Consider the following 23,293-nt stretch of genomic DNA (forward strand, 5'->3'; position numbering starts at 1 on the left):
GCAAAAGCACCAGAGGGGCCAGAATCGTCAGCAGTCAATCAGAAACTGATTCTGCCTGCGCCAGCAGAAGACTGAACGCTGGAAGCTACCAGCGAAGCGGCCATCTTGGTGTACTTATAAGGGGGCGTCCAACCAATATTGGCGTCCCAGGAACAGCTCATCGTGGCGCCGTTGATCAATGAACCAACGTCCTTGTAGACAGAGCCGCCGTTCTGTGCAGTGACCTTGTCGCAGCTGCTGATACCACTGATGTTAAAGGCATTGGCCTCGGACAGAATCGCTGAAGACTTGCCGACACCATGGGCCGAGTAGAACGGGTAGACGGGATCCTTCGTATTGCCGGCATGCAGGTTGTTGTACAGATGTACCTGCCCGAAACGCACACGTGGGGCACGCTGAGAAACGTTTTCGAAGATCGAGTTATGAATGGTGACTTTGAGCTTTCCGCTGTCCGTCGAGCTTGCGCTATCACTGGAGCCGATCAGGATATTCTTGTCGTGCAGCTTGAAGATGGTATGGGAGATGGTCACGTAGTTGGCGCCCTTCTTTACGTCCAGCGCACCGTCGTGATGCTGTACATGTCGCCCGTTCTTGATCTCGTTTGGATCATCCGGACGGCTGCCATCAGTAAAGGTCAGATGATCAATCCAGACATTATTGGCCCCTTCGATGGTGACGCCATCGAACTCCGAGTTCCAGTTACCCAGACTACCATCATCCGGATCCCAGACCGGCACTGGGTCCCATGGGTTCTCGATAGTCAGGTTGCGCATGATCACGTTATTTTCCTTGATCATGAAAAACCCGTTAACGATCTGCGCAGTAGAGCCCAGGCCCACAATGGTCGTGTTAGCCGGTACGTTCAGTTGTGCGCGGCTTTTCATGTCGCTGGTCGTGGTGTAGGCCTTGCCGTCACTGATATCAATCTTGCCGGAGACCTTGATGATACGGCTGCTGGCGGAGGCTTTCAGCGCATTCTTGAGTTCTGTTGCATTGCGTACGGTGTAGACATTGACCGACGACGCCGCCGCGCCGCCTTTCGTACCGCCATTCTGCGTAGCCCAGCCGGTACTGGCGGCTTCTAGTACGTCGGCGGCAAAGCAGCTCGAGGCCATGACAGACATCAACAGACCCGCGCTCAACGTTAATACCTTGAGTTGCCCACACTTCATCTTCATCTTGTTTTTCCTACGTTGGGTTCACTGCCACTCATTTATAAATCTAACAATCTAAATACCGGCATATTGGTATTAGGCTGAACAAAAACATCTTCGAGAAACACCTGAGCCATAACGCTCAGGCATTTAATGTTCAAAAGGATGTTTAAAGCCAACCGAGACGAACGCTGGCTCGCTAGAAGTTGATCCTGCCTGCACCGGCTCTCACGGGTACGGCAAGCGGTACGAGTGAAGCTGGTAACTTGGTGTATCGATACGGCGGAGCCCAACCGATATTCGGATCCCACGAGCAGGTCATTTTCCGACCATTGATGAGCGAACCGACATCCTTGTAAACCGTGCCACCCCAATTGGCCGTTACCTGTTCACACCCGCTGATACCGGAAATCGCGAAGACATTAGCTTCCGAGAGAATGGCGGAGGACTTACCTACTCCGTGAGCGTAAACAAAGGGATAAACAGCGTCCTTGGTGCTACCAAGATGAAGGTTGTTGTACAGATGCACCTGCCCGAACCGTACCCGTGGCGCGCGCTGGCCTACATCCTGAAAAACCGAATTGTGAATAGTGACTTTCAGCTTGCCGCTATCAGTAGTGCCGCGGCTATCGCTGTTACCGATCAGGATGTTCTTGTCGTGCAGTTTGAATACGGTATTGGATACAGTGACGTAGTTCGCACCCAACACTACATCAAGAGCGCCGTCATGATGCTGGATATGAACACCATTGCCGATCTCATTCGGATCGTCCAGGCGCCCGCCGTCCGTAAAGGTCAGATGATCGAGCCAGACGTTACTGGCACCGCTGATCGTGACGCCATCGAATTCCGAATTCCAGTTACCCAGATCACCGTCATCCGGATCCCAGGTAGGCGAAGGGTCCCAGGCATTTTCGATCGTGAGATTACGCATGATCACGTTGTTCTGCTTGATCATAAAGAACCCATCCACAATACCGGCCTGCTTGCCCAAACCAATAATGGTCGTATTGCCCGGAACATTCAGCAGGCCGCGTTCGGCCATGTCGCTCGTACTGGTAAAGGGTTTTCCGTCACTGATATCGATCGTTCCGACAATCTTGATGATGCGCCCACTGCTTGCAGCGTTTGCACTTAGCGCCTGTTTGAGCTCGGTGGCAGAACGTACAGTATAGATATCGGTTCCCATGGCGGCAGAGCCTCCACGTGTACCGCCGTTCTGGGTTGCCCAGCCGGACGTCGCCACTTCGCGCATATGGGCTGCCAGACTGCTCGTGCTGACTGCCAGCAACAACACGCCTGTCACCCATTTAGATCTAGCCTGCAGAATAGACTTAGTTGTCATACCAGCTTCCTGTTTTTATTAGTATGGAATTGCCGCTTACAACAAAACTACGCAATAAAACCTTAAATGTGACTCTAGACGATAGCTATATGCTGTATGTCGTCATACCACAATAGTCCATCTTAATTTCTTGTAAAGCAACTGCCCAAGATAAGTTTTACCGACAGCTGGTCGGCTGATGAACGAACAGAGGCGTCATCTCAAGATGCCGGATGACTAAATCATGAGACGTAAGATAGAGGGAAGCCATGGCTATATAAATTTATAAGGTGATAGATAAAAATATCGTAAATCAGAAGAGACCAAGCAGTCCCCTCTAAAAAAATTTCACTAAAAATCTTAAATTTCAATAACTTAAAGTTAAAGATAAGCGTTTTTAAAACAATGGCACGCCCTCTGCTATATCCAGGGATATGAAGGTTGCAGCGTGTTTGCCTGCATCTCACAGACAACCCATGGAGTAGCGTAGAAATGGACAAGCAGAACTATCAGCTTCTTGAAGTAGCCAACGGCAAGCCTATCAAGATGTGGACCGAAGGCGTCCCGGTCGAAGGCGATGCCAAACAGCAACTGATGAACACAGCCAAGATGCCGTTCATCTTCAAACATCTGGCAGTAATGCCGGATGTCCACTTGGGTAAAGGCTCCACTATCGGTAGCGTTATCCCAACTGTAGGTGCCATCATCCCTGCGGCGGTGGGCGTCGACATCGGCTGCGGAATGATCGCGGCGCGTACGTCACTGATGGCTTCAGACCTGCCTGACAACCTGCAACCGCTACGCAGCGCCATCGAAAAGGCCGTTCCCCACGGCAAAACTTTTGGCCGCCGCGACCAAGGTGCCTGGCAGAACGTACCTGATATGGCCGATCATGCCTGGTCCAGCCTGGCCAAGCGTTTTAAGGCCATTACCGATAAATACCCGAAACTGGAAAAGACCAACAACCGCAACCACCTGGGTACTTTGGGTACCGGGAACCATTTTATCGAGGTCTGTCTGGACGAAGCCCAGCGGGTCTGGTTCATGCTGCACAGCGGCTCGCGTGGGGTAGGTAATGCCATCGGGAATCTGTTCATTGAGCTGGCAAAAAAAGACATGCGACAGCACATTGCCAATCTTCCCGATAAAGACTTGGCGTACTTCGAGGAGGGCAGCAAGCACTACAACGATTATGTCGAGGCTGTCGCCTGGGCGCAGGATTTTGCCAAACAGAACCGCGCCCTGATGATGCACGCAGTGATCGATGCGGCCCGAAAGGTCATCACCAAGCCGTTTGAGGCAAACCTGGAAGCGGTCAACTGCCACCATAACTACGTGCAGAAAGAACAGCATTTCGGTCAGGAGGTACTGATTACCCGCAAAGGGGCGGTATCAGCCAAGAAGGGCGAATTGGGCATCATTCCCGGCTCCATGGGTGCCAAGAGCTTTATCGTTCGCGGCCTGGGCAATGAGGAGTCATTCTGTTCCTGCAGCCATGGCGCCGGACGAACCATGAGCCGGACCAAGGCCAAGAACCTGTTTACGGTCGAGGACCAGGTACGCGCTACCGCACATGTGGAATGCCGAAAGGATGCCAACGTCATCGATGAAATCCCGATGGCCTATAAAGACATCGACCGTGTAATGGAAGCCCAGCGCAGCCTGGTGGAAGTGGTGCACACCCTGCGTCAGGTGGTATGCGTCAAAGGCTGATCAGCTTCACTGGACGAATGAAAGCAGATTGAACTGCACGACAAAAAAGGTTTTAACCATGGAAGAACTACAATTGGACGGGTCGATCGGCGGTGGTCAGATCCTGCGTAGCGCCTTGAGCCTGTCCATGATCACTGGACAGCCGTTCAGTATCACCAATATTCGTGCGAAGCGGAGCCGTTCTGGCCTGCTTCGCCAGCACCTGACGGCCGTGCAAGCGGCCGCCGCGATATGCGATGCAACGCTTGAGGGTGCGGAGCTGGGCTCGCTGAGCCTGCGTTTTCAGCCTGGCGCAATCAAGGGTGGTAATTATGAATTTGCCATCAGCACGGCAGGCAGCTGTGTACTTGTCCTACAGACCGTGTTGCCCGCCCTGCTCAAGGCACCTGCTCCCAGTCGCCTGAGACTGAAAGGCGGAACGCACAATCCTGCTGCACCACCAGTCGACTTCCTGCAAAAAGCATGGCTACCGTTACTGAAACGGATGGGCGCCCATATAGAGCTGGTCCTCATCCGTCATGGCTTTGCTCCTGCGGGTGGAGGTGAGATGACGGTAGTGATCCAACCCAGCAGGTTGAGTCCGCTGATATTGGAGGACCGTGGTCAATTGGTCAGCCAGCAGGCGCAAGCGCTTCTGGCAGGCCTGCCCGAGTCGATAGGCACGCGCGAGCTGAACCAAGTAACACAACGTTTGGGCTGGTCTCAGGACAACCTGCATACCGTTCAGCTACAGAAGGCGCAGGGGCCTGGAAATGTAGTGCTAATCGAGCAACAGTACGAGGCGGTTACCGAGGTGTTCGCTGCGTTCGGGCAAAGCCGCGTCAGGGCAGAACAAGTCGCCAATCACGCCATTGATGAACTGCTCGCCTTTGAGCACAGCGGTGCTGCCGTAGGCGAACATCTCGCAGACCAGCTCTTGCTCCCTCTAGTGTTGGCGGGCAGCGGCCGCTTTACCTGCCTGCATGCGTCTGAGCATTTGCTTAGCAACGCCGAAGTCATCCAGCGGTTCTGCCCGGTCCGCATCGTGATCGAGCCATTGAGCGGTGACTGCTATCAGGTACGGTTAGAATCATAGGCCAGAAACCAAAAAAGGCGCCTGACAGGCGCCTTTTTCATAAACAGGCTGCCTACTTTTGCAGCTCTTGAATTCGTTCCAGCAACGCAACCGTTTCAGGCGCGCCCATACGTTGTGCAGCTGCAAGAGGCGTTACACCGTTAGCATCCTGGGCGTTAATATTGGCGCCTTTTTCGATCAGGTATTCGGCGATTTCGGCCCGATTGAACATCGCAGCCATCATCAATGCGGTCTTGCCATCCGGGGACACGCCTTCCACATCGGCACCCTGCTCAACCAACAGCTTTACCATTGGCAGATTGCCCTTGAAGGCTGCACCCGCAATAGGACTCTGGCCGTTATCGTTGCAGATATTCGGGTCAGCGCCATGATCGAGCAATGTACGTACCGCATCAAGCTGCCCATGGTAGCTGGCCAGCATTAGCAGTGTGTCACCTTTGCTGGTGCGTAAGTTGGGGGGCAGCCCCTTATCCAGCAGCTTGCCCAATGTGACTGCATCGCCACTGCGCGCCAAATCGAGTACTTGATGGGCGAACTCAATCGCCTGGTCTTCAGAAAGTTGTGCGTCGCGGTTTTCTTCAGTCATCTCGCTTCCTTGATATGCGGTAATAACAGTGCCGTTTATTGCGACTGCGTTCCGCCATTTTAATTCGTCCTGATGAGTGCCGGGGTGAAGAACGTATCTATCGGCTCACGCAAGGTTTTACATAAGAACCCTGCATGGCAGGGTGTGGTGTCAGACCACAGCCAAGCCATGCACGGGTAATCATCTAGCAGAAAAGCGTCAGACTTCTTTCTTCTGCGTAGCCATGCCAGAGCCCAGATCAGCCCCAGTCAGAGGGTTGCTGGCCGGATCGGACGCTGTGCGCTTGACCATCTGCTCGACCACTTTCATGTCTTTGGCAGGCAGATTGACAGTAGCCAAGCCATCACCGCCATCAACAGCAGGTTGCGGGCTTTCTACGTATTCCCACTCGCCACCCTGGTTCCAAGGACCACGCATATCGCCTTCGCCCTGGGACATACTGAAGTACACGTTGGCGAACTCCGGCTTGCCTGGCAGCTTGCCCTGCGGGAAGTTGGGCTGCATGGAGTGTAGAGCTTTCTCAAAGGACTTCTGGTGAGCGATTTCGCGCGTCATCAGGAACTGTAAGGCATCTTTCACGCCTACGTCGTCAGTGAGGTTGATCAGGCGCTCATACACAATCTTCGCACGCGCTTCGGCGGCGATATTGGAGCGCAGGTCAGCAGTCGGCTCAGTGATGGTATCGATATAAGCTGCTGTCCACGGTACACCTGCAGAGTTGGTGAGCGGTGCGCCGCCACCGTACAGAACAGATGTAATGTGAGAATCGTTACCCGCTCCGGTGATGCTACGGTACAACTCGGCTTCTTCTTCGATGCCTTCGGCCAGTTGGCCTTTGTTGCCCTTGTTCAACATACCGACGATGGAGCCAATAATTTCCAGGTGGCTAAGCTCTTCGGTCGCGATATCCATCAGCATATCTTTACGACCTGCATCGTCTTCGGCCAGACCCTGGGTGAAATAGCGCATCGCAGCCGCGAGTTCGCCTTGAGGACCGCCAAACTGCTCAAGCATTAGATTGGCCAGGCCCGGGTTGGGACCAGCTACACGAACGGTATACTGAAGTCGTTTGTTATGAACGAACATACAGCTCTCCTATCCAGATTTAATCACGCTGTCCTTATCCCACTACTTCCTTTTTGATTTTGATAACACCAATGGTGTAGGAGCCTGCTTAACGACGTCATGTACAGGCTCTGTAGAAGTGGAGGCAGTTTGGCTCCAGATAGTTCAGAGTAGGCGACCATTAGCCTGAATGCTTTTATCTATCAAGCTAATTAGAAAGTCTTATTGAGTAAACGCAGCGAAGCGGCTTTAGGCCAGTATTTTCGGAGCCTGCAAGGCGTTTCCGTGTCATGATAAGCAGGCTTTAAATGGCGCTTTTTATCCTTTAATTCTCTCTGCCGCTGGTCGGCTGAAAATCTTTCCCTACCTCGTGACTTACTTGTTCGAAAACAGACCTATCAGTCACTGATTGAGACAAATCTTTCACGGCTTCTCCTATTGCTGCTCCGTCTATGACGTCATCTGCTCCATTCGTCGAAGCACAACCTAACATGATTTAAGAAGGTTGATAGACTTCACAAATTCCCTTCTCTAGCAGGATGCTAATCAGCCAAGGATTGGTCAGGTTTTTTGATTCTCGATTGCCGCTTTTCTCTGGGCAATTCCAGCGAATACATCCCTACCTCTCTTTCTTCGTTGCATACGGCAAACGCTAGAGCAGTGTGATCTGCTCGCCTACGGTTATTACTACGCACAGACGGAGTGACGGTAATAGCCTCAACTTCAGTAAAGAGAAGTACATGAAAAAGAAGGTTTTGATTGCAAGCGCCATTAGCTTGTCGGCTCTAATGTCTGGCTGCGCAACCGAAGAATCCCGAACCCTGGAAGTTGCCAAGGTGACCTCCGCTCAAAGTGTCTACCAAGGCATACGCCAGCCTGTTTCCGTAGGTAAATTCGACAACCGTTCAAGCTATATGCGGGGCTTGTTTTCAGATGGTGTCGATCGTCTCGGCGGTCAAGCTAAAACCATTCTGGTGACTCACCTTCAGCAGTCCAACCGGTTCAATGTACTGGACCGTGACAACATGAGTGAAATAGCGCAGGAAAGTGCCCTCTCGAAAAAGGGCCAACAACTGCGTGGTGCTGATTATGTGGTTACCGGTGACGTAACAGAATTTGGCCGCAAGGAAGTAGGCGACCAACAGCTCTTTGGCATTCTTGGTCGCGCCAAATCACAAATTGCCTATGCCAAGGTCAACCTCAATATCGTCAATGTTCGTACGTCCGAAGTGGTTTACTCAACCCAGGGTGCCGGTGAGTACAGCCTGTCCAACCGGGAAGTGGTTGGCTTTGGCGGGACAGCCAGTTACGACTCGACGCTGAACGGCAAGGTACTGGACCTGGCCATTCGCGAAGCAGTCAACCGCCTGGTTGAAGGGATTGATAGCGGTGCCTGGAAGCCCGTGCAATAAGCTTTACGTTCTAAGGAATGGATATGAAAAGCGTTTTACAGCCCTGCGCTGCATTGTTGTCGCTTACCTTGATCGCGCTGTTGAGCGGTTGTGCTGAACAGCCCAAATCGCTTTATTACTGGCCTGGCTATCAGGATCAGGTGTATCAGCACTTCACCAAAGAAACCGGCCCTGAACAGCAAATCATCGCGATGGAGGCCGGTTTGCAACAAGCCCGCTCCAAAGGCCTAACGCCTGCGCCTGGTTATCACGCACAGCTAGGGATGCTCTACGCCGAAGTAGGCAAAATGGATCAGGTCCGCCAGCAATTTGAAACTGAAAAGACCTTGTTTCCAGAGTCTACTGCGTACATGGACTTCCTGATGCGCAACTTCAAGAAGTAGGAGCTATCCCATGCGCAGTTTTTATCTCAAAGCGTTGTTTATCCTGTCTGCTTTCGGCTTGCTGGCAGGTTGCGCTAACCAGCAGCAGCCTTATGACTACACGGCCTTTAAGGAAAGCAAACCGGCTTCCATTGTCATTCTGCCGCCAGTCAACAAGTCGCCCGATGTGAAGGCGACATACAGTGTACTCTCACAGCTGACCTACCCTCTGGCCGAAGCCGGTTATTACGTTTTACCTGTCGCCCTCGTGGATGAAACCTTCAAGGAAAACGGCCTGCTAACCCCTGATGAAATGCAGGCGGCGCCGCCTGCCAAGCTTCGCGAAATCTTTGGCGCAGATGCTGCCATGTATGTGGAGGTCAGCCGCTATGGCAGTACATATGCCATCATCAGCAGTGAGACGGTTGTAACGGCTTCCGCCAAACTCGTCGATTTGCGCAGCGGCAAATTGCTTTGGCAAGGTGCGGCAAGCGCAAGTACAGCTGAGCAGCAGCAAAATAGCGGTGGCGGTCTGATTGGCTTACTGATCACAGCCGCTATAAACCAGATTGCGAACTCGATCAGCGATAAAGGCCATGAAATTGCCGGAATCACTAGCCTTCGTTTGCTGTCGGCAGGCCGTCCCAACGGCATCCTGGTAGGCCCGCACTCGCCCAGCTACGGCCATGAGCCCATTGCAGGACGCTAGTCAGAGCCTCTTATTGGGCGGATTGCCAAGCAATACCGCCCAATGCCTGTATTACCCCGCCTACGCTGAAATACACGCAGCTGAATGGAGGACTCGATGAGCAATCAGAGGCTTATCGAAACGAGCAAATTTCTGAGTTACGTCCTCAGGCATGAGCCTCAGGCAATCGGCATAGCGCTCGATAGCGAAGGTTGGGTTGAGATCACCACGTTGATCGCAGGCGCAGCCAGACATGGCCGAGAACTCAACGAGCACCTGATACGAGAAGTTGTAGTTGGCAACGATAAAAAGCGCTTCAGCTTATCGCCCGACGGAACGCGTATACGGGCGGCTCAAGGTCACTCCACCTCACAGGTCACTCTTCAGCACATCCAAAAAGTACCGCCCGAACGCTTGTACCATGGTACAGCTGTCCGTTTTCTGGAATCGATACGAAAGAAAGGTTTGATTCCAGGCTCACGCCACCACGTTCATCTTTCTGATAATACCGATACTGCCATCAATGTCGGCAAACGTTATGGCCAGCCGGTAGTGCTGGTTATCAGAGCCCTGGATATGGATCAACAGGGCCATCGATTCTTTCAGGCTGACAATGGCGTCTGGCTGGTAGAGCATGTGCCTGCTGATTTTATTTCAGAGCCATGAGCACAGCTGGCTGATAACACGCCTCACGGCTCATTTTGGGAAATACATGTCCGCTTCACGTCCCCTTTTTTACCTGCCCCCACTCCAAGCCGAACTTCGCCAGATATTTGCGTAACCGATCGGCATCGTTCGGCTGGGCCTTGGCCTGTCGTGAGACGCCGAACAGTCGACGCCCCGCGTCAGACAGGCTATCTGCCTGCTGGCAGATGCGGATGACAGACGCGAGCTGCAGACGATCAAAGAGGTCCATTTCCTCGGCCCGCTCGCCCAGAAGCAGATCCAGCCCATCGCTTGACGACTGAAGCCCCCAGGCACGGCGCAGCCGGTCGATCTCCTCCTGCACGTTTGCCTCATCGATTCGTCCGCTGTCCGCCAGAGTCGCCATGCGTGTAATGGAGGCGGATAGCTCGCGGAAGTTGCCGCTCCATGCAGCCTCGCTGGAAATGGCAAAATTCAGGTAACGACGCCGCGCCTCCAGATTGAAGCGCACCAAGCGTCCTTGCTCCCGAGCGTGACGCTCCAGCTCAAAGTCAATGTTAGGCTCAATGTCCTCTCGCCGCCCCGCCAACCCGGGTAAGTCGAACGTCCAGAGATTGATGCGGGCAAACAGATCTTCACGGAACAGCCCTTCCGCTACGCGGCTGCGCAAGTCCCGATGCGTGCCCGCCATCAGTAGAAAATCACTGGTCACTTCTCTATCCGAGCCCAGCGGAAAGAAGCGCTTTTCCTCGACCGCCTTGAGCAACATGGCCTGTTCATCAAGGCCCAGCTCACCAATTTCATCCAGAAACAATACACCGCCGTCAGCCGCACGAAGCAGCCCCTCGCGCGCGCTCTGTGCGCCAGTAAAGGCCCCCCTTGCATGACCAAACAAGGTAGACATCGCACCGTCGCCCCTGAGCGTGGCACAGTTGACCTCGACAAAGCGTCCATCCACCTGATGTCGGCTGCGCTTGAGCTCATAAATGCGGCGCGCCAGAAAAGATTTGCCAGCCCCTGTAGGCCCTATTAGCAACAGAGGTGCCTTGGAACGTAAGGCGACGCGCTCGATCTGCTCGATGGTCCGGTTAAAGGCCATATTCCGTGTTGCAATGCCTGACTTGAGAAAGGCCAGACCCTCCAAGCGCTCATGCTGAAACCGGGTAGCGATACGGTCATAGCGAGACAGGTCAAGGTCGATCAGCGCATGGGTTCCTGATACCTCATTGCCTTCATCACGACGCCTGGCGGGTGACGTTTGAATGAGTCTTGCAGGCAAGTAGCGGGCCTCGGTCAACAGAAACCAGCAGATCTGCGCGACATGTGTGCCCGTCGTGATATGCACGAGATAGTCCTCATGCTCGGTATCAAAGGCATAGCCCACCGCAAAGTCATGCAGTGCGCCATACACCTCTTCGAAATCCCAGGGATTACGTAGCGACAAGGCATGCAGGCGCACCTCGGTTTCCGGCGATACCTGATGGATATCTTCTCTCAGCCGCTCAGCAAGGTTCACATCTCGCGCATCAGTGCCATGAATCAGCTCAAGCCTGTGGACAAGCAGATCCTGCTGCTGGCATAGCCCAACCGTTGGACGCCATTTACTCCAGCGATTGGCGCCCTGGCCTACCCGATCCAGCGTCGAGCCGATAAAACCAATGGCAACTGTTCTTTTGCCTGACATCCCTATCTCGTCTATTAAGCGAAGTGACCAATGCTAAACAGGTTCCGGCCCTGGCGTCTCAATGGATCAATCGGCCGGGCTTAGCAGAACTGACTCCAAGCCTATCAGGCACCCGTCGCTTCTGCGCAAAACAGGGCCATAACCCCCTGTCTCTCTTACTGCCGCGAAGCAGAGAAACCTGAAAATGCTTCCTGCCGAATGCCACTCTCGTATTACTTGCATCAAGGCACTATCGCTCCGGCGCTAGCGGTATAGAAGCACCGACATTCAGCCAGCTAATCAATAACCAACTATCAGTTAGCCAGCTACCAATTATTGTCATTAACCTCAATCTGAATTAAAGCGAGCTTACCAAGTAACATTATAGCGTTATGTTCAGGAGTATTTTATGGCTATCAAAGCACGCAATCGCTGGATTCATTCTTCTATTTTTTCTGTATTGGCTGCCTTTTCTTTTCACGCTATGGCAGACACCAGCGGCCCTATTTCTACAGCCGGGATCACTGGCAGCTATGATCAGTACAAGCTGAAGTCCAACCTGGGCTCGCAAAATGGACATCTGCCTAAAGCTGGCGTGTTCTATAACTACGGCAACAAGATGACTGGCGGCGAAGGCCTTATCTATCAGGCAGGCGTTAAAGCCAAGTTTGGCGAGAAGCACAGCAACCGCCTCAAGGAAGGTCGTGGCCAGGCTGATCTAGGTTGGAGAATGGCAATCGATAATCAGAATTATGTCGATGCGCTTGTCGGTGCAGGTTACGACTGGTCTCGCTATGAACCTGATACCAGCGGCAATGATCTACGCCTGACCGCAAAAGGGCCTTTCGCCAAGGCAGCCCTGGGTTATAACCATGCCTTCGACAACAACACCACCCTGCGTCTGGAAGGCGGTGTGCGTCGTCAGCTGAATGAGCGCGCCCGTTTGCATGTCCAGCATGAAGGCAGCGAAAGTGTAGATATCCATGACCGCACCAATCCTTATGCGGAGATGGACATGCTGTTCAACCAGAATGGCAAAGGTCTGCCGATTACAGCAGGTCTGTACTACGAGCACCACAAGGACAAGTTGAAGGATCGCCTGGCCTTGGCCGATAACGTCAAGCTCAAGCATGACGAATACGGTGCAAAAGTCGGCGTAGCGTTCTAACGCTTCAGTCCTCTTCTGGATGCTGACCATAGCGGTGGCATCCAAAAGGAAACGATACCGATCAACCACGTACTCTTTCTGTTCAACCTCAGCTTTCTTCACCCCCGGTATTCCGCTTCTCTCCGTTAGCCTCTCGCGCCATTCGTCGCGCGATTACCTTTAGTTAACGTTTTGCCGCTTGTGTTTGCACTTAAATGAACTGTCCGGTTCATGGCTAATATTCATTAATTATGTTGCTTTTTATAAGCCGCTTATAAGCGGCACTCTACTTGATTTTAATGTGTATGCAGCCATGCATGTAACTGTACAGAGCAAATCATTTTGACATCAAAATAAATAGCAGAAACCTATTTAACCATACCACAAGTTAAATATTAACTATATTACCTTGATTATTAGCGCATATCGTCTAGTTTTTTGAACTTATAGAAACACCGCTATTCGTAACACGCGCCTGTTGCGATTTACTGTTTTATCTAGGAGAGTTGATCATGTTTCCTTTCTTCGGAGCCCGCTGGGTCCAGACTTCTGCCGTAGCTGCCCTTACCATTGCTTCATCCTATGCAATGGCCGCTGATACCGGCCCTATTTCCAATTTGGGTGTATTAGGTAGCTACAGCAAATATAAACTTGAGTCTGACGTAGGCTCCGATAAAACCCATATGGGCAAAGGGGGCGTCTTCTATAATTTTGGCAACAAGATGACCGGCGAGGAAGGCTTCATTTATCAAGGCGAAGCCAAGGTCAAGTTTGGTGAAAGACACAGCAATAAACTCAAGGAAGCTCAAGGCGATGTCGATCTTGGCTGGCGCATGGCCATCGACAACACCAACTACCTTGATGCTCTGGTAGGCGGCGGCTATGGCTGGACACGCTATGAGCCTGATACCAGTGGCGAAGATGTCAAGCTGACCACCAAAGGTGCATTTGCCAAGGCTGCACTGGGCTATAACCATCAGTTTGATGAGGCGACAACCTTCCGCCTGGAAGCCGGTGCACGCCGCACGCTCAACGCCCGGGCTCGCCTCAAAGTTGAAGATGTAGGCAGCGACCGCGTTGATCTTCGCGACCGCACCAATCCATACGCCGAAATGAGTGTACTGTTTAACCAGGGCGCAAACTCCATGCCTGTCATGGTCGGCGTTTACTATGTTCATAACGAGTACAAACTCAAGAACAACCTCGACGTCGCCGACGATGTCAAACTCAAGGCCAATGAATACGGTGCAAAAGTAGCACTGGCCTTCTAACGTTTGGCTATACGCCTATCGTATTCGACGAAACCCGAGGAAACTCGGGTTTCGTTCTTAATGAGATATCGCTTATTCTGCTGGAAGGCTTCAATCAACAATTAATTGAATCACCATTTTACAAACAAAATTATACAACCTTTACATCACTGATACACGCCGATCTAATTGATATCGATTGGCCAACCTTTATAAACAGCGTGCTGGCTTACCGAGGCCACAATTGCTTGTCAAATGATTCCTATACTGGCTAACTCAAGACCATTATTCATTCAGTGTTAAGCCAGAAGTCCATGCCTTTAGCTTTTCAGTCAGGTAAGTTTCTTAATGTTTTTTCAATAACACCCCTTACCTTCCTAACGTATAGGTAATGGCCTTTGGTCAGCCTTGCTCATACACACGCTCCGTTCGGTCTTTACATTTTTATTTCCGTTGGATTTGATGGAGCATTCACTCGAGCATAAAGCTCCCATCTGAAGGACTCATGCCATGGAAAGCACTGAACGTCACCCACTATCCACTGAAATGCGTACTCGCGTTCTACAAGAGCTTGATCGGCTGGAACAAGAACGCAACGTTACCGTTTTGTATGCCTGTGAATCAGGCAGCCGGGCCTGGGGTTTTGCCTCGCGCGATAGCGACTACGATGTACGCTTTATCTACGTGGAAAAACCCGACTGGTTCATACAAGTTGACGCCCCGCGGGACGTTATTGAACGCCCCTTGAGCGATGAGTTGGATATCAGTGGCTGGGAGCTGCGCAAGGCACTTGGTCTTCTGCGCAAGTCCAATCCAACACTGCTTGAATGGCTCGACTCACCACTGGTATATCGCAGCGAGCCAGCGGAAACAGAGCGGCTCAACACATTAGCCGAAGCGTTCTACAGCCCACCGGCAGCTCGTAACCATTACCTTTCAATGGCCAAGAAAAACTTTCGAGGCTATCTGCAGGATGAAACGGTCCGCTTCAAAAAATACTTCTATGTACTGCGTCCTCTACTGGCCGTACGCTGGATCGATCGGGGTCTCGGACGACCGCCTATGACGTTTCATGAGCTGTTATGTACGGTGGATGACCGTGCCCTGCTTGCTGAAATAGATGAGCTGCTTGCACTGAAGCGAAACGCCGACGAGGCTACTTACGGCCCTCGCCGCCCCGCTCTGCATGCTTTCATCGAAGAGCAACTGGAACGTCCTGTGCCCGTCCTGGAGCGAACCGCAGAAGATAGTCGCCTGCTGGATGACTACCTCCGGGAGGTCGTGAGGCGCCATGCATAACACTTGGTGGCGCAGCTCTTGAACCACCCATGCAGGCGGCCCATTGGCCGCTTCATTCAAGATGCCAGATACGCTCGATCTCCCCTACCGCTCTACCTTATTTTAAGCACATGGACGTCTAGCTTTGACGCCATGCTTACCGACAGGAATCGGTCCTAATCGGTAGGTATACAACCAAGTCATTCAGAAGTCCTATGACAAGGAAGCGGCTTTCCTTCCCAGGCTCGCCAGGCCGCTTCCCAGCCCTCATTATGATTAGCCGCAACGGTAATAATGGAGATACACGCTTGATCTCCAAACTTGCCAGCAAACGCTTTCGACAACTGCCAGGGCACAACAGTATCGCGACTACCTACCAAATGCCGCTGCGGAATGCTGCGTAATCGCGCTTTATAACTCAATGGATCAAGTGAGCCGGACATAGGGCTTAATTGGTGCCACTCAGTCCAGGCGACAGGGTCCAGATTGCCCGCCAATGTCTGAACACTTACAACATCGTTACGCTGCCCAGCCAGTAACAATGCAATAGCAGCGCCGCCTGAATACCCTACCAACTCTACCTTCGTTGCTTGCGTACGCACCTTCAACGCATCCAGCGCCACGCTCATGCTACTGATAACCGCCTGGCTGAACCGCTGGTTCGTCCAGACTGCAGTAGAGCAGCCATTAGACATTATGAACTGACACGGCCGCGCCAAATAAACTGCGCCACCGGGATCTGACATCGCCAAGCGCGCCACCAACAACCCATGGGGGGTGGGGTCAAGACTAGGTTGAGAGGCGGTAGCCCAGGCATGCCCGTCTCCCTCAAGGTAAACACGCAAAACGGATCTGGGATTGAAATGTGCAGGCAAGACTGCCTGCAAAGGGAATGCTTGAATGGAGAGTGTCTCAAGTCGATAGCCTGCTTGTTCAGCTAGGCCGCCAAGCTGCTCTCGTGGACTTGTGCAGCCGCCTAGCAGAGCGATAACAAGCAATACGCCCAAAGTGCGGTAAAAAGACGCCAACATGAAACTACCTATCAGGCGGCCTGCTGGATCAGCAGGCCGCCTGTACTCATTAGAATGCGTAGCGCGCCTTCAAGAGAAAGGTATCAGACTGGTAGCCTGTCTTTGCCGTGTAGTTGTAATTCGCACCCACACTGACGGCTCCCAGCTGATAATTAACCCCTACACCAGCCTCATAGGTATCACGAACAGGAGAAGCTCCCGTCGTAACGAAAGGCGTACCACCGAGCAGGAACGATGAAGTACCACTGACACGATCACCAATGAAATCGTGGTAGGCCATCAGTGTGGCTTCAGGTTGAAGGTTGCCTTGCGCTAGCGGGAAATCAGCCGCTACACGCAGACCTGCACCTAGCTCACCTACTTCATAACGCTGTGCGTTATTACGCAGCGCTGCTGAAGAGCCCTTTTCACTATAGCCATCAATTTTGACGTTGCTATAGCGTGCAGCCACGCGCGGTTCGAGCAACCACTGCTCGGCAAACGTATAGGAATAACCTGCAAGCGCATTCAGTCCGAACAGTTCACTGTCGTAGCTACCCTTGGCAACCGTATCGGCGATATAGCGCTTGCCATCGTTATCGTTACGACCATAAGTCAAACTGCCGTCAACGAACCAGTTCTGCCAGTCATAGCTGCCGTACAACGTAAAGGCATTCCCCTTCACATCCGTTTTATTACCCGTATCGGACGTTACGTTAGAGTTGAGGTAGCTATAGGCAACACCTACCGTTGTACGCTCATTGAGCTTACCGTCAGCCCCAACAGCAATGCCGGAACTGTTAGCCGAGTAACCCGCAACGCCATCACGCTGATCCTGATCGGACGTATTGCTCAAGCCTTGAACCCAAACACCTGTCTCGGTCAGCACATCTCCGGACGAAAGCCCCGAGCGCATACCCCTGACTCGACTGCCAATAGCGCTATTGACCAAGTTCTGGCCTGCAACCGCCGCCTGGACAGAGCCACGGTTAACCTCCGGGCTCAACCGCTCAGCCAGGCGTGCTAGCGCCTCCTCGGACCCTGCATTGGCAAACGCCTTGAACACCGGATCGCTTGCCGTCAACCCGCCGATAGTGCTGTTCTTGAAGTTATTGACGGCGTCACGCGCGTTCTGCGATGCGCCCACATTGGCCAGATCAGCGTCGACCTGCTTATCTTCCTTCAGGCTGACCACTGCGTTAACGGTCTGGGCGTCCGTCGCGTAACTGTCCACCTTCAATAAGGAGGACGCGCTGGCAACACGCAGCCCACTATCCTGCACCTGCGTGGCCTTGACCAATGTGTACTGCGTACCCGAAGCACTTGGCGTAAAGTCCTGCGGCTTTGCACTTAAGGCAATGCTGGAACTCGATGCAAATGCCGCCTTACCGTTAACGGTCAGGTACGCCGCGCTGGGATCAACCGCATTGGAAAGACGCATATCGATAGTGCCACCTGAGGCAACCTGCAAATCGCCGTTGATCGACGAGCCTGCCTGCTCAAGATTCAACGAGCCACCCGACGCAATATCGACACGCGGCGCGGCGATAGTCCCGCCACTGTACTGAGCGCTGCCTAAAACATTAACAGCAGCCATATCCAGCACATCGCCGTCGATACGCCCACCGGTCCAGTTAAGGGTTGCAAGGCTACCGCCATTAATCGCCGTCTGACCGCCCTTGATCAGGCCGGCGCGCTGGTTGATGGCAAAAGGAGAAAGCTGCTCACCTGTTACTTCAATAGCAGTACCGTCGGCCTCAATAAGACCGGTATTAATAATGCCTTGTTCAGGCGGAGCATTGTTTGCAAAAGTAGCTCCTTTGAACACAATACCTTTCGAGTTTTCTCCTGCCGCTCGGATAGTTCCACTGTTGGAAAAGGACTCGATCTGCCCGTCGTACAGAACAACCGCAAAGGATTGATCGCCAATGGCTTCCATAGTGCCTTGGTTTTCTATGCGCAGCGGTGAGGTGGGAGCTTCAATATCAAAGGCATTAGCGGAATAACCTTGGGCACGAATGAGGCCTGTATTGATGAGCTTGCCGCCAATGCTTACAGGCGTATCGCTCTCGCGATCAAGAATAAGCCCTGTTGCATAAGGTGTTCGAACATCAATTGTTCCGCTATTAACGAAGTCTTTTCCGATAGTAGTGCCGTGTAGATAAACACCTTCGGCCTCGCTGTTATCAGAAGCTGCAGTGATAAGTATGTTACCCGCATTGATGATCGAGCCGGAAATCATGGCTTTACCGATTTCGATGCCTTCAGCATACTCAACATTGCTTAACGTAATGTTGCCTTTATTAATCAGATCTCCCGCAATGACTGAGTTTGCAACGGCAGGATCGAAAGGATCCATTGTGATTCCACTGCTTCTGGTAAGGCCTGAGAAAAAATAGTTTCCCTGAGAAATTAAAGAGCCTTGGATATTTGCACCCGTGAACTCAACGCCCATTTTGTCGGCGCTACTCTGCTGATTACGCTGCCCCGTTAAATTAAGCGATTCTGTAACGGTTTCGCTGTTCCACAAACGATACCCATTACCTAAATCATATTCGAGCGCATGTGCTTGAACAGCCATAGCGGAAATGATTGTTGCCAGTAAGCTGCGACGAAATAAAGTCCTGTTCATAACTACATCCTGATGAAATGATTAGGTATTAAAAAAGCTCAGCCACAGGTCAATGCAGCTATACAAGCGGGAGGAAAATAAAAAATGGGGTAAACCAGAGGCGGAACTGAAGAGCAGGCGTTACAAAGGCACTTGCATAAGGGTACGAAGGGCTTCCGGCAAAACTAGACAGGCTATAACCGGCGGGAGGCATGAGGCTGGGTATTTTGACTGCACTCATACTCTTGATTCCTCATCCATGGTGTACAAACGCTTTGAAGCTATTTTCATCCGTGAAATTTTCCGGCGCTTTGTATCTATTCAGATACATCTCGGCATTTTATGCAGAAACTTGAGGCAGACTTACCTGACTTGGACAAGCGGTTCTATTCATGGAGCGGAACAGCTTTGCTGGCATTTATAGACAGGGCAACAGCATGTCATGCTCACCGCGATCAGCACCGCATTAAGCTGGCTCTCAAAGGACCGCAGCCCAGACTATCGCCCATACCATAATAAGAGACGTACGTTAGCGACAGAGATCGAGACGCCGATTGGCAACACATCTTCCGAGCCACGGAGGTTACCGTGTACCTGAAAAATGTCAGCACGCTGGAGAACGCGGCAGCTATGGAAAACTACTCCCCGACCCGGACCACGCAACATTATGACTGACGCCTAGATGACATCTAGCCTTGATGAGGTCGAGCGAATCCGACTATAGGCGCTTGTGCTGAGCGGGCTTATACAGTCGTACCTCACTATATCGCTATAGAAAGCTGTACTGCTTCTGATAAACCGGTAGTGGCTCGATAGGTAGCCATGCCCCTGGAACATAAGGTGTATCCGGGGTTATTTGATATCCGTGATATCAGGTCGTTTTTTGCGTGGATAACGGCGTATGCAGACAAAAGGTTATCCATATTAGTTACTTTTATGCTTCAAAAGGAATTTATTAAATTATAGAATTTATATCTATTATATAATTATATGCATGCTAACCCTTTGCAATGAATTTAATTTACATCTATTGAGAAAATGCCACACTTAGAAAACTAAAGACATCACAAAAGAAAATTTTACACAAACCATCCCCTCAATTCAAAAAATCCGAATATCTAAGCTTTAGCTTTAATAAACAGTTTAAAACCATATCCTTTTCATCATTAAATTCCTTTACATATGTTAATGCAGCCACGTCCACAGCTCTTACAAATTCAGAGACAGAAATTGAAGAGCTTTCCACATCACCTATAAAGAAAGACACTTCATTAAATTTTGATGGCTCATCCCAGTCTTGATCAAGTAGATAAAAGAGACCTTCCCTAACATAAAAACCGAATCCCCTCGACGCATCGCTTAAAAAGCCAGCAAAACTTATTTTTCTTTCAACGATAGCTGATGAAAGCAAGTAAAAAAATCTCCATAAAATACGCCCCAACAATTCAGCTCAGACTCAACTTTTTCTAGCCAATTAAAACTCATAAATTACTCCTTTCTTCGACCCGATGGCGAATAGCGGAACTTATACAAACCGTTTTATCCGAAAAACAGCTGCCATCTCAACAAAGCCATGACCGCTATGGCAAAAAACAAGCATAGTGTTGATCCGCTCCAGGTATCGCCCTATAAAGATACGTTACGCTTTCACCCATGAGGACGACCATGAAACGAATGACAGGGATAGCCATGACGCTGGCACTGGTAAGCAGCCTAGCGCAAGGTGCGTTTGCCGCCGATGGGGATGAGCCCATCAAGGCGTTGGGTATTGGATCCAAGACCTGCCGTGACTTGCTCAGTACCTGGAGCGCTGATAAGCCGTATGCCAGTGAGTGGGTGTCGGGTTATTTCACCTTCTTCAATGAGTCCACTCGCAGTGGGATCAAGAATATTTCAGAAGGGATGGACGACGGCCTGCGCATGCAGTGGATCAGTGATTATTGCCGCAAACGTCCGATCGATACGCTTCAGGATGCCACCGAGGCGCTGGGCAAGGAACTGGTGGATTACCGCCAGCGCATGAACCAGTAAGCCGCCCTTCTCATGAGGCGCTCTGGCGGGTGCTTCATGGGTAAAACTGCTTGACTCGCCAGCCGCATCAGCCGACGCTCAACGTTTTCCTTTTTCTGGAGCCACCATGTCGGCCTCTGTTGAGCATCTTGCCCCGGCTGCAGTTTTTCGTCATTTCGCAGCGCTTTCCGCTATTCCCCGTCCCTCCTTCCACGAACAGGCCGTTGCCGATCACTTGATGGCATTTGCCGATCGCCATGGCTTGCAGGCCGAACGTGATGCCTTGGACAATGTCATTATCCGCAAGCCAGGTAGCGCTGGTTATGAAGATGCGCCTGTAACCATCCTGCAGGGGCATACCGATATGGTGTGCGAGAAGAACGAAGGCAATCCCATCGACTTCAACCGCGACCCCATCTCGCTGCGTATTGACGGCGATCTACTCAAAGCTGATGGTACTACCCTGGGCGCCGATAACGGCATTGCCGTGGCGTTCATGCTGGCATTGCTGGAAAGCCGCGACATTCCGCACCCTCCACTAGAGGCTATTTTCACGTCCCAGGAAGAGGTAGGCCTCAGAGGGGCCTCGAAACTTGATACATCCAGCCTGAAGGGCCGCTTGTTTCTTAATATCGATAGCGAAGAAGAGGGCCTGCTATTTACCAGCTGCTCGGGTGGCAATCGCAGCGATATGCGTCTTCCGATCCAGTGGAGCGACATTCCTGCCGGCTCAAGAGCCATGAAGCTGCACGTACGCGGCCTTAAAGGGGGACATTCAGGCCTGGATATTCATACGCCACGTGGTAATGCGATTCTGTTATTGGGGCGCATCCTGAGTGATCTGCTGGCAAGACACGATGTCCGCGTTGCGCATGTGCAGGGAGGCTCAGGCAAGAGCAATGCGATACCCCGCCGCGCTGAAGTCACGCTGCTTATCTCTCCAGACAGCCTTGATGCTTTCGATGCTACCTTGAAGACATGGTACGAACGGCTTTCACAGGAATACGTGACGGCCGACCCCGGCCTTGAACTCGCACTAGAAGCCGCGTCCATGCCGGAGCGCTGCTTTGCCAAAACCACGACCACGGCCCTTAGTGAGGCCTTGATCCTGATGCCCCAAGGTGTCCAACGCATGAGCCCGGACATAGCCGGCCTTGTAGAAACCTCTACCAATCTGGGCACCCTGGACATCGTAGGCGACGAAATCAGCTTTGGCAGCGCCAGCCGCAGTTCGCAGCCTTCGCAAATGGAGGCGACCGTTGCCAAGCTCGAAGCCCTGGCACGTGTGATCGGTGCACGCTTCGAACTGCATGATGGTTATCCTGCCTGGCCCTTCCGGCCGGAATCCCCGTTACGCGACCTGTTTATTGAACGTTTCACCGCTCAATATGGCCGTGCTCCTGAAGTGGCGGGTATTCATGCAGGACTGGAATGCGGTGTGTTTAGTGCCAAGCTGCAGGATGTCGACATGATCTCCTTCGGCCCGGACATCCGTAACGCACACTCGCCCGATGAATGCTTGAGCATTTCGTCTACCGAGCGTACATGGACGCTTTTCCTTGATCTGGTGGCGCATATCAAGCCGGGCTTCAAGGTTTCCTGACGCCCGTTGAGCCTGACCACATGTCATGGTGCCTGGCTTATTGCAGGCACCATGACATATATCAATACCTCCGCCTCGCAACCTTATTAGGCTACAGCCATCGATTCGTGCCTTTGCGGCGATATCAGCGCGGTAGTCTATGCTTCTAGCAAGCCCTCCGCCGAGGGGCGCTGTTATCGATAACACTAGCCTGATGACAACAGGGCCGCCTTTTGCAGCGGCCTGAGAATACGGTAGGAAGCCTTATGAGCCAGCCTTTATCACCTGAAACCATTGCTATTATCAAATCGACGGCGCCTGTCATTCAGGAGCATGGCGTTGCCATTACGACCCGCATGTACGAGCGTCTGTTTGTCGATCCAGAGATAAAGGCACTGTTCGACGAAGCCGCCCACAAGTCAGGCGAACAACCCAGGCGCCTGGCTGCCGCCATCCTGGCCTTTGCCAAGAATGTGGACCATCTGGAAGCGATTCAGGGTGCGGTGGACAAAATCTGCGCACGACATGTAGCCACACACGTCAAGGCCGAACACTACCCTGCAGTTGCCAATGCCCTGCTTCCAGCCATCAAGGATGTACTGGGTGATGCGGCCACTGACGAGATCCTGAATGCCTGGGGCGAAGCCTATTGGTTCCTGGCAGATATCATGATCAACCGTGAGAAAACGCTGTACGGCGAAGCCTGCTAACAGGCAGG

Annotated in this window: 20 protein-coding genes; 12 read left to right on the top strand and 8 right to left on the bottom strand. The window is 52.1% G+C overall.

The window, feature by feature from the left end; genetic code table 11:
* Nucleotides 1–38: 38 nt before the first annotated feature.
* Nucleotides 39–1,178: a pectate lyase family protein gene (locus tag JQR90_RS17225; RefSeq protein ID WP_286790636.1), complete on the bottom strand. Its 1,140-nt coding sequence runs from the start codon at nucleotides 1,176–1,178 to the stop codon at nucleotides 39–41.
* 175 nt (nucleotides 1,179–1,353) lie between these two features.
* A complete protein-coding gene (locus JQR90_RS17230) occupies nucleotides 1,354–2,499 on the bottom strand; it encodes a pectate lyase family protein (protein WP_286790637.1) in 1,146 nt (381 codons plus the stop codon).
* A 471-nt stretch (nucleotides 2,500–2,970) separates the two neighbouring features.
* On the opposite strand from JQR90_RS17230, the gene JQR90_RS17235 reads away from it, so the two are divergent.
* The gene (locus tag JQR90_RS17235) at nucleotides 2,971–4,191 is read left to right on the top strand and encodes an RtcB family protein (protein ID WP_286790638.1); all 1,221 of its coding nucleotides are present in this window, start codon (nucleotides 2,971–2,973) and stop codon (nucleotides 4,189–4,191) included.
* A gap of 58 nt (nucleotides 4,192–4,249) precedes the next feature.
* Complete coding sequence (gene rtcA / locus JQR90_RS17240; protein ID WP_434140173.1) at nucleotides 4,250–5,266, top strand: RNA 3'-terminal phosphate cyclase; 1,017 nt, start codon at nucleotides 4,250–4,252, stop codon at nucleotides 5,264–5,266.
* 52 nt (nucleotides 5,267–5,318) lie between these two features.
* Here the strand turns inward: rtcA and JQR90_RS17245 are convergent, their stop codons facing one another.
* Together JQR90_RS17245 and JQR90_RS17250 are read right to left on the bottom strand one after the other, a co-directional pair.
* Nucleotides 5,319–5,852: an ankyrin repeat domain-containing protein gene (locus JQR90_RS17245; protein WP_010795922.1), complete on the bottom strand. Its 534-nt coding sequence runs from the start codon at nucleotides 5,850–5,852 to the stop codon at nucleotides 5,319–5,321.
* A gap of 198 nt (nucleotides 5,853–6,050) precedes the next feature.
* Nucleotides 6,051–6,938 (bottom strand): manganese catalase family protein, encoded by an 888-nt coding sequence (locus JQR90_RS17250; protein ID WP_010795923.1) that lies wholly within the window; start codon nucleotides 6,936–6,938, stop codon nucleotides 6,051–6,053.
* A gap of 719 nt (nucleotides 6,939–7,657) precedes the next feature.
* On the opposite strand from JQR90_RS17250, the gene JQR90_RS17255 reads away from it, so the two are divergent.
* From JQR90_RS17255 to JQR90_RS17270, 4 genes are all read left to right on the top strand, one after another.
* A complete protein-coding gene (locus JQR90_RS17255; protein ID WP_219650977.1) occupies nucleotides 7,658–8,329 on the top strand; it encodes a CsgG/HfaB family protein in 672 nt (223 codons plus the stop codon).
* A 23-nt stretch (nucleotides 8,330–8,352) separates the two neighbouring features.
* Nucleotides 8,353–8,712, top strand: a complete 360-nt coding sequence (locus tag JQR90_RS17260) for a DUF4810 domain-containing protein (RefSeq protein ID WP_074821817.1) — start codon at nucleotides 8,353–8,355, stop codon at nucleotides 8,710–8,712.
* Nucleotides 8,713–8,722: 10 nt separating this feature from the next.
* Nucleotides 8,723–9,400, top strand: a complete 678-nt coding sequence (locus JQR90_RS17265) for a DUF799 domain-containing protein (protein WP_286790641.1) — start codon at nucleotides 8,723–8,725, stop codon at nucleotides 9,398–9,400.
* A gap of 96 nt (nucleotides 9,401–9,496) precedes the next feature.
* Nucleotides 9,497–10,045, top strand: a complete 549-nt coding sequence (locus JQR90_RS17270; RefSeq protein ID WP_150346520.1) for an RNA 2'-phosphotransferase — start codon at nucleotides 9,497–9,499, stop codon at nucleotides 10,043–10,045.
* Between the two features lie 55 nt (nucleotides 10,046–10,100).
* On the opposite strand, the gene rtcR is transcribed toward JQR90_RS17270, so the two are convergent.
* Entirely contained in the window at nucleotides 10,101–11,708 is a 1,608-nt protein-coding gene (gene rtcR, locus JQR90_RS17275; RefSeq protein WP_286790642.1) for an RNA repair transcriptional activator RtcR, read from the bottom strand.
* Nucleotides 11,709–12,096: 388 nt separating this feature from the next.
* On the opposite strand from rtcR, the gene JQR90_RS17280 reads away from it, so the two are divergent.
* The 3 genes from JQR90_RS17280 (at nucleotide 12,097) to JQR90_RS17290 (ending at nucleotide 15,383) form a co-directional block, all read left to right on the top strand.
* The gene (locus JQR90_RS17280; protein ID WP_286790643.1) at nucleotides 12,097–12,855 is read left to right on the top strand and encodes an outer membrane beta-barrel protein; all 759 of its coding nucleotides are present in this window, start codon (nucleotides 12,097–12,099) and stop codon (nucleotides 12,853–12,855) included.
* Nucleotides 12,856–13,346: 491 nt separating this feature from the next.
* Nucleotides 13,347–14,105, top strand: a complete 759-nt coding sequence (locus JQR90_RS17285; protein ID WP_286790644.1) for an outer membrane beta-barrel protein — start codon at nucleotides 13,347–13,349, stop codon at nucleotides 14,103–14,105.
* Between the two features lie 489 nt (nucleotides 14,106–14,594).
* The gene (locus JQR90_RS17290) at nucleotides 14,595–15,383 is read left to right on the top strand and encodes a nucleotidyltransferase domain-containing protein (protein ID WP_286790645.1); all 789 of its coding nucleotides are present in this window, start codon (nucleotides 14,595–14,597) and stop codon (nucleotides 15,381–15,383) included.
* A gap of 179 nt (nucleotides 15,384–15,562) precedes the next feature.
* On the opposite strand, the gene JQR90_RS17295 is transcribed toward JQR90_RS17290, so the two are convergent.
* From JQR90_RS17295 to JQR90_RS17305, 3 genes are all read right to left on the bottom strand, one after another.
* Entirely contained in the window at nucleotides 15,563–16,393 is an 831-nt protein-coding gene (locus JQR90_RS17295; protein WP_434140174.1) for an alpha/beta fold hydrolase, read from the bottom strand.
* Between the two features lie 49 nt (nucleotides 16,394–16,442).
* Nucleotides 16,443–18,731, bottom strand: coding sequence for an autotransporter outer membrane beta-barrel domain-containing protein (locus tag JQR90_RS17300; RefSeq protein ID WP_312483271.1), 2,289 nt, complete (start codon nucleotides 18,729–18,731; stop codon nucleotides 16,443–16,445).
* Between the two features lie 1,348 nt (nucleotides 18,732–20,079).
* On the bottom strand, nucleotides 20,080–20,394 hold the full coding sequence (locus JQR90_RS17305) for a hypothetical protein (protein WP_434140175.1): 315 nt from the start codon (nucleotides 20,392–20,394) through the stop codon (nucleotides 20,080–20,082).
* A 254-nt stretch (nucleotides 20,395–20,648) separates the two neighbouring features.
* On the opposite strand from JQR90_RS17305, the gene JQR90_RS17310 reads away from it, so the two are divergent.
* The 3 genes from JQR90_RS17310 (at nucleotide 20,649) to JQR90_RS17320 (ending at nucleotide 23,285) form a co-directional block, all read left to right on the top strand.
* On the top strand, nucleotides 20,649–21,014 hold the full coding sequence (locus JQR90_RS17310) for an HdeA/HdeB family chaperone (RefSeq protein ID WP_019366404.1): 366 nt from the start codon (nucleotides 20,649–20,651) through the stop codon (nucleotides 21,012–21,014).
* Nucleotides 21,015–21,120: 106 nt separating this feature from the next.
* The gene (locus JQR90_RS17315; protein ID WP_286790649.1) at nucleotides 21,121–22,596 is read left to right on the top strand and encodes an aminoacyl-histidine dipeptidase; all 1,476 of its coding nucleotides are present in this window, start codon (nucleotides 21,121–21,123) and stop codon (nucleotides 22,594–22,596) included.
* A 245-nt stretch (nucleotides 22,597–22,841) separates the two neighbouring features.
* Nucleotides 22,842–23,285 carry a globin domain-containing protein gene (locus JQR90_RS17320; RefSeq protein WP_010795926.1) on the top strand — a complete coding sequence of 148 codons (444 nt, stop codon included), beginning with the start codon at nucleotides 22,842–22,844 and terminating at the stop codon, nucleotides 23,283–23,285.
* The last annotated feature ends 8 nt before the right edge of the window (nucleotides 23,286–23,293 follow it).

Source organism: Pseudomonas sp. JZ114 (assembly GCF_051027705.1).
GTDB classification, from domain to species: Bacteria; Pseudomonadota; Gammaproteobacteria; order Pseudomonadales; family Pseudomonadaceae; genus Chryseomonas; species Chryseomonas luteola.